This window comes from Streptomyces sp. 7R007 (assembly GCF_054850255.1).
This window is the reverse complement of record NZ_JBTWMV010000024.1, coordinates 63472-76806: the sequence shown is the minus strand read 5'-3', so window position 1 is coordinate 76806 and position 13335 is coordinate 63472. Positions and strand designations below refer to the sequence as shown.

Annotated in this window: 9 protein-coding genes; 4 read left to right on the top strand and 5 right to left on the bottom strand. The window is 71.3% G+C overall.

Annotated elements, in window-relative coordinates; genetic code table 11:
* The first annotated feature begins 130 nt into the window (after window positions 1-130).
* A complete protein-coding gene (locus ACYF6T_RS28050; RefSeq protein WP_461699864.1) occupies window positions 131-565 on the top strand; it encodes an RrF2 family transcriptional regulator in 435 nt (144 codons plus the stop codon).
* Window positions 566-581: 16 nt separating this feature from the next.
* On the opposite strand, the gene ACYF6T_RS28045 is transcribed toward ACYF6T_RS28050, so the two are convergent.
* Window positions 582-1772: a globin domain-containing protein gene (locus ACYF6T_RS28045; protein WP_461699863.1), complete on the bottom strand. Its 1191-nt coding sequence runs from the start codon at window positions 1770-1772 to the stop codon at window positions 582-584.
* 348 nt (window positions 1773-2120) lie between these two features.
* Here ACYF6T_RS28045 and glnA point away from each other — a divergent pair, with 348 nt between their 5' ends.
* Window positions 2121-3482 (top strand): type I glutamate--ammonia ligase, encoded by a 1362-nt coding sequence (gene glnA / locus ACYF6T_RS28040; protein ID WP_461699861.1) that lies wholly within the window; start codon window positions 2121-2123, stop codon window positions 3480-3482.
* 111 nt (window positions 3483-3593) lie between these two features.
* Window positions 3594-6425 carry an NACHT domain-containing protein gene (locus tag ACYF6T_RS28035; RefSeq protein ID WP_461699860.1) on the top strand — a complete coding sequence of 944 codons (2832 nt, stop codon included), beginning with the start codon at window positions 3594-3596 and terminating at the stop codon, window positions 6423-6425.
* Here ACYF6T_RS28035 and ACYF6T_RS28030 read toward each other — a convergent pair.
* The 4 genes from ACYF6T_RS28030 to ACYF6T_RS28015 all read right to left on the bottom strand — a co-directional run bounded on the left by ACYF6T_RS28030 (window position 6388) and on the right by ACYF6T_RS28015 (window position 10144).
* The gene (locus ACYF6T_RS28030) at window positions 6388-7407 is read right to left on the bottom strand and encodes a TolB family protein (protein WP_461699858.1); all 1020 of its coding nucleotides are present in this window, start codon (window positions 7405-7407) and stop codon (window positions 6388-6390) included. The genes ACYF6T_RS28035 and ACYF6T_RS28030 overlap by 38 nt on opposite strands.
* Entirely contained in the window at window positions 7404-8678 is a 1275-nt protein-coding gene (locus ACYF6T_RS28025; protein WP_461699857.1) for an MFS transporter, read from the bottom strand. Before ACYF6T_RS28025 ends, ACYF6T_RS28030 begins: the two co-directional genes overlap by 4 nt.
* Before the next feature lies 1 nt (window position 8679).
* Window positions 8680-9564 (bottom strand): alkaline phosphatase family protein, encoded by an 885-nt coding sequence (locus ACYF6T_RS28020; RefSeq protein ID WP_461699855.1) that lies wholly within the window; start codon window positions 9562-9564, stop codon window positions 8680-8682.
* A 139-nt stretch (window positions 9565-9703) separates the two neighbouring features.
* Window positions 9704-10144: a VOC family protein gene (locus ACYF6T_RS28015; protein WP_461699854.1), complete on the bottom strand. Its 441-nt coding sequence runs from the start codon at window positions 10142-10144 to the stop codon at window positions 9704-9706.
* 193 nt (window positions 10145-10337) lie between these two features.
* Here ACYF6T_RS28015 and ACYF6T_RS28010 point away from each other — a divergent pair, with 193 nt between their 5' ends.
* Window positions 10338-13334 carry a bifunctional [glutamine synthetase] adenylyltransferase/[glutamine synthetase]-adenylyl-L-tyrosine phosphorylase gene (locus tag ACYF6T_RS28010; protein WP_461699853.1) on the top strand — a complete coding sequence of 999 codons (2997 nt, stop codon included), beginning with the start codon at window positions 10338-10340 and terminating at the stop codon, window positions 13332-13334.
* Window position 13335 lies beyond the last annotated feature (1 nt).

Here is a 13335-nt window from a genome sequence, read left to right as displayed (position 1 = left end):
GGTGTGTCCTTCTGGGGAAAGGGGGCCGGTCGGGTCCGCTGATCGTAGTGGGGCGGGAGGGCGCTTCCGTAGACGGGTCACAGCCAACCCATAATTTGAACCAGGGATGCGTATTACCTACGCTGCCTGTATGCGGCTGTTGCGCTCCACCGACCTGGCTCTGCGGGTCCTCATGCGGCTCGCCGTCACGGCGGGGACCAGCCCCACCACCCGCGAGGTGGCGGGCGCCATGGACGTGCCGTACACGCACGCGGCGAAGGTCGTCGCCGAACTCCAGCACATGGGCCTGGTCGACGCCCGCCGCGGGCGGGGCGGCGGGCTGTCGCTGACCGAGCGGGGGCGTACGGCGTCCGTGGGCGCCGTGGTGCGCGCCTTCGAGGGCGACGGCGACGTCGTCGAGTGCGAGGGCGCCACGCCCTGTCCCCTGAACTCCGCCTGCCGGCTGCGCGGCGCGCTGAAGCGGGCCCAGGAGGCGTTCTACGCCTCGCTGGACCCGCTGACGGTGGCGGACATGGTGGCCGCGCCGACCGGACCGCTGCTGCTGCAGATCGGCAGGGCCTCCTAGGAGGCCGGAGCCGTGATCAGCTTCCGGCGAGCCAGAGGTCCGGGCCGAACACCTCGTAGTGGATGTCGGCCGGGGCCACGCCCTTCTCGATCAGCTGGGCCCGCACCGCGCGCATGAAGGGCAGCGGACCGCACAGGTACGCGCGCGTGCCCCGCGCCACCTCGACGCCGGCCAGGTCGACCAGGCCGGTCCGGGCGCCCGGCGTCGCGTCCTGCTCGTACCAGAAGTGCACGGCCGCCTCCGGGAGCTTGCCCGCGTACGCCTCGTGGTCGGCGCGCAGGGCGTGGTCGGCGGGGGAGCGGTCGCCGTGCACGACGGTGACGGGCGCGCGGTGGCCGGTCTCCGCGAGGCGGGCCAGCATGGCGACGATCGGGGTGACGCCGATGCCGGCGGACGCGAGCACCAGCGGCGTGCCGGCGGCGTCGTCGAGCACGAGGTCGCCGTACGGGGCGGACAGCTCCACCACGTCACCGGCGCGCACGCGCGCGTGCAGGTGGTGGGAGACCTCGCCCTCGGGGGCGGTGCCGTCCTCCCGGACCCGCTTCACGCTGATCTGCCGCTCGCTCGCGCCGGGCGCCCCGGAGAGGCTGTACTGGCGTATCTGGCGGGCGCCGTCGGGCAGTTCGACGCGCACGGAGACGTACTGTCCGGCGCGGAAGTCCTTCACCGGCCCGCCGTCTACCGGGCGCAGCCGGAAGGTGACGACGTCGGCGGTCTCGGTGAACCGCTCGACGACCTGCCAGCGCCGCCAGCCGGCCTCGTCGGCGCTCTCCTCGTACAGCCGCTTCTCGATCGCCACCAGGGCGTTCGCCATCAGCCAGTAGACCTCGTCCCAGGCGGCCGCGACCTCCGGGGTGACGGCCTCGCCGAGGACGCCGGCGATGGCGGCGAACAGGTGCTCGTGGACGATCGCGTACTGCTCGGGCGTGACGCCCAGGGAGGCGTGCTTGTGGGCGATGCGGGACAGCATCGCGTCCGGGCGCCGGTCCGGGTGCTCCAGCAGGTGCGTGGCGAAGGCGGCGATGGAGCCCGCCAGGGCCTGGCGCTGGGTGCCGGCGGCCTGGTTGCCGCGGTTGAACAGGTCGCGCAGCAGTTCGGGGCGGGCGGCGAACATCCCGGCGTAGAAGCGCTCGGTGATCTCGTCGAGGTGGGCGCCGACGGCGGGCAGGGTGGCGCGGACGGTGGCGGCGGCTGACTCGGACAGCATCGGGGGCTCCTCGTGAACTCGGCTGATCGGCACGCTATTTAAACTTTCATCCGAGATGCAAATTAAACGGGCGTGGCGCTGCTCACGTGGGAGCGGGGGCCGGGCATTACGGATGTCAGTGCGAGCAGGCAAGATGGGCTGCAGAGCGGAACACCCGCCGCACGGGCGGCACACCTGCTGCACGGGCGGTACACCCGCCGTACGTCAGCCGTTCAGGCCGGGGTCGCACGGACGATCATGGTCGGCAACGCGCATGAAATGCTGTTGTGGTGGGATGCTCAGGTGCCCGACCGCCTCCCGAGGGACGAAGGGCAGGCGGCCTGACCAGCAAGGATGGGGAAGCGGAAGATGGACAAGCAGCAGGAGTTCGTGCTCCGGACGTTGGAGGAGCGCGACATCCGGTTCGTACGCCTGTGGTTCACGGACGTGCTGGGCTTCCTCAAGTCCGTCGCCGTGGCCCCCGCCGAGCTGGAACAGGCCTTCGACGAGGGCATCGGCTTCGACGGCTCGGCCATCGAGGGCTTCGCCCGGGTCTACGAGTCCGACATGATCGCCAAGCCGGACCCCTCCACCTTCCAGGTTCTGCCCTGGCGCGCCGAGGCCCCCGGCACCGCCCGCATGTTCTGCGACATCCTCATGCCGGACGGCTCCCCGTCCTTCGCCGACCCCCGGTACGTGCTCAAGCGCGCCCTGGCCCGCACCTCCGACCTGGGCTTCACCTTCTACACCCACCCGGAGATCGAGTTCTTCCTGCTGAAGGACAAGCCGGTGGACGGCTCCCGCCCGACCCCGGCCGACAACTCCGGCTACTTCGACCACACCCCGCAGAACATCGGCATGGACTTCCGCCGCCAGGCGATCACCATGCTGGAGTCCATGGGCATCTCGGTCGAGTTCTCCCACCACGAGGGCGCCCCCGGCCAGCAGGAGATCGACCTGCGCTACGCCGACGCGCTCTCCACCGCCGACAACATCATGACCTTCCGCCTGGTCATGAAGCAGGTGGCGCTGGAGCAGGGCGTGCAGGCCACCTTCATGCCGAAGCCGTTCTCCGAGCACCCGGGCTCGGGCATGCACACGCACCTGTCGCTGTTCGAGGGCGACCGGAACGCCTTCTACGAGTCGGGCGCCGAGTACCAGCTCTCCAAGGTGGGCCGCTCCTTCATCGCCGGTCTGCTGCGGCACGCGGCGGAGATCTCCGCGGTCACCAACCAGTGGGTCAACTCCTACAAGCGCATCTGGGGCGGCTCCGAGCGCACGGCCGGCGCCGGCGGCGAGGCCCCGTCCTACATCTGCTGGGGCCACAACAACCGCAGCGCCCTGGTCCGCGTCCCCATGTACAAGCCCGGCAAGACCGGCTCCGCGCGCGTGGAGGTCCGCTCCCTCGACTCCGGCGCCAACCCCTACCTGGCCTACGCCGTCCTGCTGGCCGCCGGCCTCAAGGGCATCGAGGAGGGCTACGAGCTCCCGCCGGGCGCCGAGGACGACGTCTGGGCCCTGTCCAACGCCGAGCGCCGCGCGATGGGCATCGAGCCCCTCCCGCAGAACCTCGGCGAGGCCCTGACCCTCATGGAAGGCAGCGACCTGGTCGCGGAAACCCTGGGCGAACACGTCTTCGACTTCTTCCTGCGCAACAAGCGGCAGGAGTGGGAGGAGTACCGGTCCGAGGTGACCGCCTTCGAGCTGCGGAAGAACCTGCCGGTGCTGTAGCAGTCAGGGCCTTTCGAGGGCCTTTCATGCGCCATCACGATTCAGTCACCCTGGGCTGGCGTGGGGTCACGGTCTGCTATGCAAAGGGGACCGGCGGCCTGGGGGGACTGGATGGACGTGCTGGACTCGAAGAGATCTGCCTTCGCGCTGAATCTGAACGAGGCCATTTCTTCGATGGACCTGAAGACGGTTCTCGTCACCGCGACCGTCACGCTCATCGCCACCCCGCTGATCCTTATGGTGGCGAGGCGCCTCGGGGCGTTCCTGCGGCAGAACGTTCGGATGTGGCTAGAGGCGGGGCTTTTCCGGCTCGGGAAGTGGTCGCGCAGTTCGTTGGCCAAGCGGGTGAGCCTTCGGGAGTACTGCCGGTACGGACTGGGGGACGTCCACACCAGGTACCTTCAGGTACCCGGCAGGGACGAGACAGGGCATCTGGAGGCCGACAGCGCGTTCGTCTCGCTGAAGCTCCAGAACGGTGCCGCGTCCTTCGTGTACTCCGGGGACGTGGCCGAGATCCAGGACATGCCCCGGCTGCGCGTGATCGGCGACCCTGGCTCGGGCAAATCCTCCCTGGCCAAGAAGATGTTCCGGGACGCCTGCCGGGAGGCGATGGCCTTTCGGGCCGGGCACCGGCTGCCGATCCTGGTCGAACTGAAGCGCTTCACGCCGCCGAAGAACCGCACCGCCGACAAGGCCAGAGCCGACTGGGCCATGAAGTTCCTGCGCGAGCACGTCGCTCGGGTGCAGGGCTTCGAGATGGGCGAACTTTTCGACGCGTACGTCAGACGCAACGGCCTCTTCCTCATCCTCGACGGGCTGGACGAGGTCGCCGGCAGTGACTTCCCGCGCGTCGCAGCCACCCTGCGCGCGCTCAGTGACCGACTTGCCGCCGAGAGCCCGCACAACTCGGTCGTCCTCACCATGCGCTCCCAGTTCCACAGCCAGGTCAGCGACCACCTGGAAGCCGACTTCCCACCCGTCTTCCACGTCCAGCCGTTCTCACCGGAGGACGTCTACGTCTTCCTCACGAAATGGCCTGACTACGCCGGGGACAAACGTGCCGAGATCCTGCGCCTCTACAACAACCTGACGGACCGTCCCACCCTCCGGGAGATGTGTGGCAACCCGCTTGTCCTGGCCATGTACGTGAGCCATGACCAGCACGGCGCCAAGGGCATGTCCGTCGACACCCGCACGGCCTTCTACTCCAAGGTCGTCGAGGAACTCCTCGTCGCCCGGCGAGGCCGGCAGCTGGAGATTCCCGCGAAGAGCCTGCTGCGCGAGCAGCGGGAGACCCTGTTCGGGCGACTGGCTTTCGAGCATATGTGTGACCCCGAGCAGGCGGCGAACTCCCTGTCCTGGCCGCGCGCGATCGACACCGTGGCCGAGATCTACCAGTGCGGCCGGGCAGAAGCCGAACAGCGCTTCCGCGAACTGGCCAAGGAGACCGGCCTTGTCTCCGAGGAACGCAGTGGTGAGAGCTACCGCTTCATCCACCTCACCTTCTGCGAGTTCTTCGCCGCCAAGGAAGCTGCCGAAGGGCGTGCGGACGGCTGGGCCGAGTTGATGGACGCCCACCACGCGTTCGCGGCCGACCCCGACGCCTATACGGCTTCCCGCCTGGGGGAGGTTCTCCCGTTCGCACTTGCCCTGCTCCCCCGGTCCCGCCGCGCGGATGCCCTTCAGGAGTTGGGCGACAGGGGTGTCGGCAGCCTTGTTCTGGGACGTTGCTTCCTGGAGACGCAGTTGTACGACCATCCGTCGTGGGCGGTGTACGCGGCGGACGAGTCGGTGTACCTGACCAGGGCGCCGTCCGGTTCCTGGGACGATGCGTGGCTGCGCCGTCTGCATCTTTTCAATGTCGTACTCAAGGACGCGGAGGAATGGCGCACGGAGTACGGCCGCAGGCCGCAGAGCGCCTTGGAGGATCTCTTCCACACCCTCGTCCAGGACGACCGCGCACGACTGGTCCAACTCTTCAGCAGTTACGCCGCCGTGGACGCGCCGGCGGCGATGCGCCTCGCCGAGGCCATCGGGGTCGATCTGGTGGCCGAACAGCCCGGCCTGGTGGTGGACAACATGTCGTATCCGCCGTTCCGGGCCATGGTGCTGGAGAAGGTCAAGGCCGAGACGTCTCCCTCCGACGACCTGGTGTTACTGGTGGCGGAGGCGGGGTTGCGTCACCAGTCGGTGGCCGTGGAATGTGCGGCGGAAGAGGTGCCTGGGTGGTTCATCCGCCAGACGGGGAGGATCGGCGTACGGCATGAGTGGTTCAAGCAGGACCACAGGCACGGGTGGGATGAGTTCCGGCCGTCCCTGTATACGTACTGCCTGAGTTACGCGGCCGAACTGGCGCGGAGCGGCACGATCCGGAACACCTCGGAGTTCCCGGGCGTCCGCGCGATCTCGGACGTGCCGGCCCCAGGCTCGGTCAGCCTCAGGAGCATGTACCTGCTGCGTGCGTATGCCTTCGCCATGGGAGCCGTGCTGACCGCTCTCGTCTTCGCCATTGTGTTCAACATCGAAGTTCTTCTGAGGCCCTTCTTGACCGGGCCGGCAACCTGGGCGGCGGGTCTGGGCGAGGTGACGATGTTCGCTTCCTTCGAGCTCTGCACGGCCCCGCAGATCCAACGCGGCATGTACGTGACCTTGGTCAACCTACGTACCGAGGAGCGCGAGCCGCACCGAGGGATCCTGGTACGGCTGTTCCTGCTGGACATCATGCCCAGCACCATCTGGCTGCGTCGGTCCTCCACGAAGCTGGTCCAGGCCTCCCGCGCTCTTGAACGCGCACTCCCGCCGCAACTGGAGCCTCGCAAGCACCGCTTGCCCTCCATTCCTCGACCTCGCTCCGGCACCCGCACCACTCAGGGTCCCGAACCTCTCACGGAACAAACGCCTCCGATCACGGAACAAACGCCTCCGACACGGCAGCCCCACTAACCAGCCGAGCCCTCCCCGTGCCGTCCGCCGGGATCGTGTACAGGTCCGCTCCGTAGTCGCCCGGGAGGGCGTACACCAGGGTCGTGTCGTTCTTCCAGACCGCCTGGTCGTCGACGCTTCGGGGTTCCGCGAGGGGCGTTTCGCTCATCGTGCGCAGGTTCAGGACGTACAGGTGCCAGGGGGCGTCCTTCGGGAGGCCCTGCACCCGCTTCTTGTACGCGATGCGCGTCCCGTCGGGCGAGAGGGACGGGCATTCGACGTTCGTGTGGAGCGTGGTGACCGTGCGGGCGCGCAGGTCGCCCCGGACCAGGTACGTCCTGCCCCGCGTCGCCAGCGTCGCGTAGAACGTGCGGTCGTCCGACGCGAACGTCACGCCCCAGAAGTTGACGTCCGCCGCGTGGTAGACGTGGCCGTCCTTCACGATCCGGTACGCCTCCAGGGACGGCGTGAGCTTCCCCGTGCGGACGTCCACGATCGCCGCCCGGGTCGAGAAGTCCGTGCCCGCGTAGGAGTCGCCGCCCACGAACGCCGTCCAGGCCGCGTAGTGCCCGGTGGGGGAGACGCGGGCGCGGGAGGGGATGCCGGGGACGTCGTAGCGCGCCTTCTCCTTCAGCCGGGCGTCCAGGATCAGCGCGCGGTACGTGTCCGAGACCGCGCCGTGCACCGCCTGCAGGCACACGCCCGTGCCCGAAGCGGCGTGGAAGCGGAGGCACTTGACGCCTGAGGCGGTGCGGGGGCCCGAGGGGTCGGAGGCCGGGACCGTGGTGAGTTCGTCGCGGTGGGGACCCCAGGCCATGTTGCGGAAGACCATGCGGCCGGGGGTGGTGAGGGTGACCGTGCCCGGGGTGACGCGGGGACCGCCCGGCTGGGCCTGGTCGCGGCGGGCGGCGCGGGCCGACGCGTGCAGCACGGACGCCACCGCGACCACCGCCAGCACGAGCAGGGCCGCCAGCAGGACGAGGAAGCGGTTGCGGATGGTCATGAGGTCCCTTCCCGGAGCGCCGTCGCGGACACCACGGCGCACACCGCCAGCGCCACCGTCGACGCCAGCAACGCCGTACGGTCGCCCCACAGCGACCACGCGGCCCCGAAGCCCAGCGAACAGACGAACCGCGCGAGGGCCTGCCCGGTCTGCACGACCGCCAGCCCCGACGAGCGCAGTTCCTGCGGCACGCTGTCCGACGCGGCCGCCATCAGCACGCCGTCGGTCGCCGCGTAGAAACCGCCGTGCAGGAGCAGCACGGCGTACGGCAGCGCCGTACCGTGCCACGAGGTGAGCAGGAGGCCGTACGCCAGCAGCAGCGCGCCGTGCCCGGCGAGGAAGATCCGGCGCCGGCCCACCCGGTCCGCCAGGCGGCCCAGCGGGATCGCCAGCAGCAGGAAGGCGGCGGCCGTGCCCAGCGGCAGCAGGGCGAACCAGCGGTCCGGGACGCCCAGGCGGTGCTGGAGTAGCAGGTAGACGAAGGAGTCGCTGACCGTCGCCAGCCCCAGCAGCAGCGCGCAGACGGCGAGCCGGCGCAGATCGCGACGGCCCAGCAGGAGCACGGCGGCGCGGAAGGTGGGCCGTACGGCCGCTTCGACCGCGGGGGCCGCCGAGGAGCCCGGCACGAACAGCACGAGCACCAGTACCCCCGTCACCGCCACGCAGAAGCTCACCGTGAACACCGCGTCGTAGCCGTCCACCGTCGCCCGCAGGATCAGGAACGCCACCAGCGGGCCCAGCAGCGCGCCCGCCGTGTCCATCGCCCGGTGCACACCGAAGGCCCGCCCGCGGGTCTCCGGCGTGGCGGACAGCGAGATCAGCGCGTCGCGCGGGGCCGTGCGCAGGCCCTTGCCCGTGCGGTCGGCGGCCAGGACCAGCCCGATCGGCGTCAACGACTGCGCGAGCAGCAGCAGCGGCTTGCAGGCGGCCGAGATGCCGTACCCGAGGCCCGCCACCCACTTGTGCCGGCCGCCGCCGCGGTCGGCCAGGTGGCCCCCGGCCAGGCGTACCAGGGCCGAGAAGCCGTTGTAGACGCCGTCCAGGAGCCCGAAGCCGAGGGGGGACAGGCCCAGGCCCGTCACCAGGTACAGCGGGAGCACCGCCGTCACCATCTCCGAGGACACGTCCGTGATCAGGCTGACCGTGCCGAGCGCGAGGACGGTGGTCGGGGCGACCGCGGTCAGGTGCCGCCCGGCGCTGACGGGCCGGGCGGCGCCTGCCGCGGACGCCGGCGCGGCGGGATCGCTCGCGCGGCTGTCCGCTACGTACATGTCAGGAGGCCCAGATCCCCGTGATGTCGGACGCGGAGGCCGCGTTGCCGGCGTGGGTGGTCAGGCCCTGGGTGTCCTCCAGGGTGCGCAGGAGGTTGTAGTGGTTGTACGTGGTGGAACTGCTGGAGCCCGCGGTGACCGGCTGGCCGTACAGGACGGTCGGGATGCGGTTGCCGGAGAGCCGGTTGTCCTCGTCGAAGGTGACGACGAGCAGGCTGTTGTGGGTCTTGGCCCAGGTGGCGTAGGCGCCCAGGTTGTTCTTCAGCCAGGTGTCACCGGTCGACACCGAGCAGTCGTGCATGTCGCTGCACAGGTTCGGTACGACGAAGGAGATGTCCGGGAGGGTGGAGTAGTCGGCCGGGAACTGCGCGAAGGTCTTCGCGGTCGAGGTCGGCACGTTGCCGAAGCCGAACCACGGGTTGTGCTTCTGCGCGTAGTTTCCGCTGCTGCACGTCGTGGAGCCCTGGCTGGGCAGGGACTCGTTGTAGCTGGCCCAGCTGCCGCCGGCCGCGATCACCTCGGAGGCGAGGTTGGCGGCCGAGGAGAAGCCGGGGGTGACGCAGCTGTCGTCCGTGACGCCCTGGGTGGAGCCGGAGAACAGGGCGTAGTAGTTGGGCTGGCTCGGGTGGGTCTCGGCGTAGGACTGGGTGAGGTTGGCGCCGCCGGTCTTCAGCGAGTTGATGTACGGGGCGCTGGAGGAGCCGATGACCTGGCTGTAGGCGTGGTTCTCGAAGACCACCACGACGACGTGGTCGGGCGTCGGCACGGCGGAGGCGGCCTGCGAGGAGCCGCCGAGGCCGGTCCACAGGCCGACGGCCGCCGCGGTGAGGGCGAGCGTGGACGCCAGGGCGGCGCGGCCGCGGCGGAACACGGAAGTGCCGGACACATCAACCTCCGGTGAGGGGAAGGCGGGGACGGCGGTGCGGGGAGAGCATGCACACGCCAAAGTGCCCCCGCCGGAAGCCGTCCGGCCGGGAGGATGAAGATCCGGTGAACGGCAGCCCGGCGAATCGTCCCCTCGTCGACTACCCGCGCGTTTGCGCCTGTTCGGCCAGCACCTGGTACAGCGGCTCCGTCGCCCGCCGCCGGTACTCCTGGATCGCCCAGCCGTTCCCGTCGGGGTCCTTGAAGTACATGAACGTCGCCCCGTCCTGCGGCGCGAACTGCTGCGGCTCGCTCACCTCCAGCCCCCGCGCGGTCAGCTCCTCGTACGCCGCCTTCGCGTCCGTCACGCACAGCTGCATCCCGTGGTACGACCCCGGCTCCGGCATCCCGGTCGGCACCTGGAGGCCGTCCACCAGCGCGATCGAGCACCCCGACCCGGGCGGCGTCAGCTGCACGATCCGCACGCCCGGCATCACCTCCCCGTCGAGGTCCACGTGGAAGCCGGCCTTGTCCCGGTAGAACTCCTTGGCCCGGTCCACGTCGGTGACCGGCAACAGGATCACTTCGAGCGTCATGTCCATGAGCTGACCCCTCGGATGCGTGGGACCGGTGTGTACGACCCCTTACACAAGCCCACATCCGGCCCGCGCGCCACCGGGATACCCGGTTCCGCTTCCTCGCCCCGCAGGAAGGCCCCGCCCGCCCGGGCGCTGCTGTCAGTGTCTCCGGTTAGGCTCGGCCCCAGTACGACCTTGATCCGACGGGAGGCCGGGGATGACGGCGCCGGGGCGCAGGAGCAGTACCTTCACACGGCTGCTGCGGCACGGGTTCACCGATCCCTCGGCCGCCGAGCGGCTCCTGGACAGCGCCGAGCTGATGCCGGTACGCAACGATCCGGTGCTGCTGGACGCCCTCGGCGCGACCGCCGACCCCGACCTCGCCCTGCACGGCCTCGTCCGGCTGCTCGAAGCCCAGCCCGCCCCCACCGCCCGCCGCGAGCTGCTCGACACGCTGATAGCGGCCAAGCCGCTGCGCGACCGCCTGCTCGGGGTGCTCGGCGCCTCCGCCGCCCTCGCCGACCACCTCGCCCGCCACCCCCGGGACTGGCACGCGCTGGTCATGTACGAGCCGCGCGACCTGCACCCCGGCGTGGAGGAGTTCGAGCGGGGGCTCGCCGAGGCGACCGACCCGGTGTCGCTGCGCGTCGCCTACCGCCGCTGCCTGCTGTCCATCGCCGCCCGGGACGTCTGCGGCACCACCGACGTCGCCGAGACCGCCGCCGAGCTCGCCGACCTGGCCACCGCCACCCTGCGCGCCGCGCTCGCCCTCGCCCGGGCCGCCGCCCCCGAGGAGGCGGCGCTGTGCCGGCTCGCGGTGATCGCGATGGGCAAGTGCGGCGGGCACGAGCTGAACTACGTCTCCGACGTGGACGTCATCTTCGTCGGCGAGGCGGCGGAGGGCGCCGACGAGGGCAAGGCGCTGCGCGCGGCCACCAAGCTGGCCTCGCACATGATGCGGATCTGCTCGGAGACCACCGTCGAGGGCTCCATCTGGCCCGTCGACGCCAACCTGCGGCCCGAGGGGCGCAACGGCCCGCTGGTGCGCACGCTCTCCTCGCACCTCGCCTACTACCAGCGCTGGGCGAAGACCTGGGAGTTCCAGGCGCTGCTCAAGGCCCGCCCGGTGGCCGGCGACACCGAGCTCGGCCAGGCGTACGTCGCCGCGCTGGAGCCGCTGGTGTGGCAGGCCGCCGAGCGGGAGAACTTCGTCGCGGACGTGCAGAAGATGCGCCGCAGGGTGATCGAGAACATCCCGGCCGCCGAGGTCGAGCGCGAGCTGAAGCTCGGCCCCGGCGGCCTCAGGGACGTCGAGTTCGCCGTCCAGCTGCTGCAGTTGGTGCACGGACGGGCCGACGCCTCGCTGCGCAGCGGGACGACGCTGGACGCCTTGCAGGCCCTCGCGGCGGGCGGGTACGTGGGGCGGGCGGACGCCGTCCAGCTCGACGACGCCTACCGCTTCCTGCGCTCCATGGAGCACCGCATCCAGCTCTACCGGCTGCGCCGCACCCACCTCGTCCCCGAGGAGGAGGCCGACCGGCGCCGCATCGGCCGCTCCCTCGGCCTGCGCGCCGACCCGGTCGCCGAGCTCGACCGCGAGTGGCGGCGGCACGCGGCCGTCGTGCGCCGGCTGCACGAGAAGCTCTTCTACCGGCCCCTGCTCGACGCCGTCGCCCAACTCGCGCCCGGTGAGGCCCGGTTGAGCCCGGAGGCGGCCCGCGAGCGGCTCGTCGCGCTCGGGTACGCCGACCCGGCCGCCGCCCTGCGCCACCTGGAGGCGCTGGCCTCCGGGGTCACCCGCAAGGCCGCCATCCAGCGCACCCTGCTGCCGGTGCTGCTCGGCTGGTTCGCGGACTCCGCCGACCCGGACGCCGGCCTGCTCAACTTCCGCAAGGTGTCGGACGCGCTCGGCAAGACACCGTGGTACCTGCGGCTGCTGCGGGACGAGGGCGCCGCCGCCGAGAACCTCGCCCGCGTGCTGTCCGCCGGGCGGCTCGCCCCCGACCTGCTGATGCGCGCCCCCGAAGCGGTGGCGCTGCTCGGCGACGGCGACGCCGGAGGGCTGGCGCCGCGCGGGCGGGAGCAACTGGAGCAGGAGATCCTCGCCGCGGTGGGCCGCGCGGACGGCGCGGTCCAGGCGGTCACGGCGGCCCGTGGCGTCCGCCGCCGCGAGCTCTTCCGTACGGCCGCCGCCGACATCGTCGGCTCCTACGGCACCGAGGCCCGGCCCGCCGAGGCCGACCAGGGCGCCCTGGTGGACCGGGTCGGCGGCGCGGTCTCCGACCTGACGGCGGCCACGCTGGCGGGCACGCTGCGCGCGGTGGTGCGCGAGGGCTGGGGAGACGAGCTGCCCACCAGGTTCGCCGTCATCGGCATGGGCCGCTTCGGCGGGCACGAACTGGGCTACGGCTCCGACGCGGACGTCCTCTTCGTGCACGAGCCGCGCGCGGGCGTGGGCGACCGGGAGGCATCAGAGGCGGCGAACAAGGTGGTCGCCGAGATGCGCCGGCTGCTGCAGCTGCCGAGCGCCGACCCGCCGCTGCTCATCGACGCCGACCTGCGTCCGGAGGGCAAGTCGGGGCCGCTGGTGCGGACGCTGAAGTCGTACGAGGCCTACTACCGCCGCTGGTCGCTGGTCTGGGAGTCGCAGGCCCTGCTGCGGGCCGAACCGGTCGCCGGGGACGAGGAGTTGGGGCGGGCCTTCGTCGAGCTGGTCGACCCGCTGCGGTACCCGGCGGCGGGCCTCGGCGACGACGCCGTACGCGAGATCCGGCGGCTGAAGGCGCGCATGGAGTCGGAGCGGCTGCCGCGCGGCGCCGACCCCAAGCTGCACACCAAGCTCGGGCCGGGCGGCCTGTCGGACGTGGAGTGGACGGTCCAGCTGCTGCAGATGCGGCACGGAGCGCGGGAGCCGGGCCTGCGCACCACGCGCACCCGGGAGGCCCTCGGTGCCGCGCGGGACGCCGGGCTGGTCTCGGAGGAGCACGCGTCGATCCTCGACGAGGCGTGGGTGCTGGCCACCCGGGTGCGCAACGCGGTGATGCTCGTGCGCGGGCGGGCCGGGGACACGTTCCCCTCCGGCGGGCGGGAGCTCGCCGCGGTGGGGCGCTACCTGGGGTACGGGGACGGACACGTGGGGGACATGCTGGACGCCTACCGCCGTACGGCGCGCCGGGCCAGGGGCGTGGTGGAGGAGCTGTTCTACGGCGGCTAGC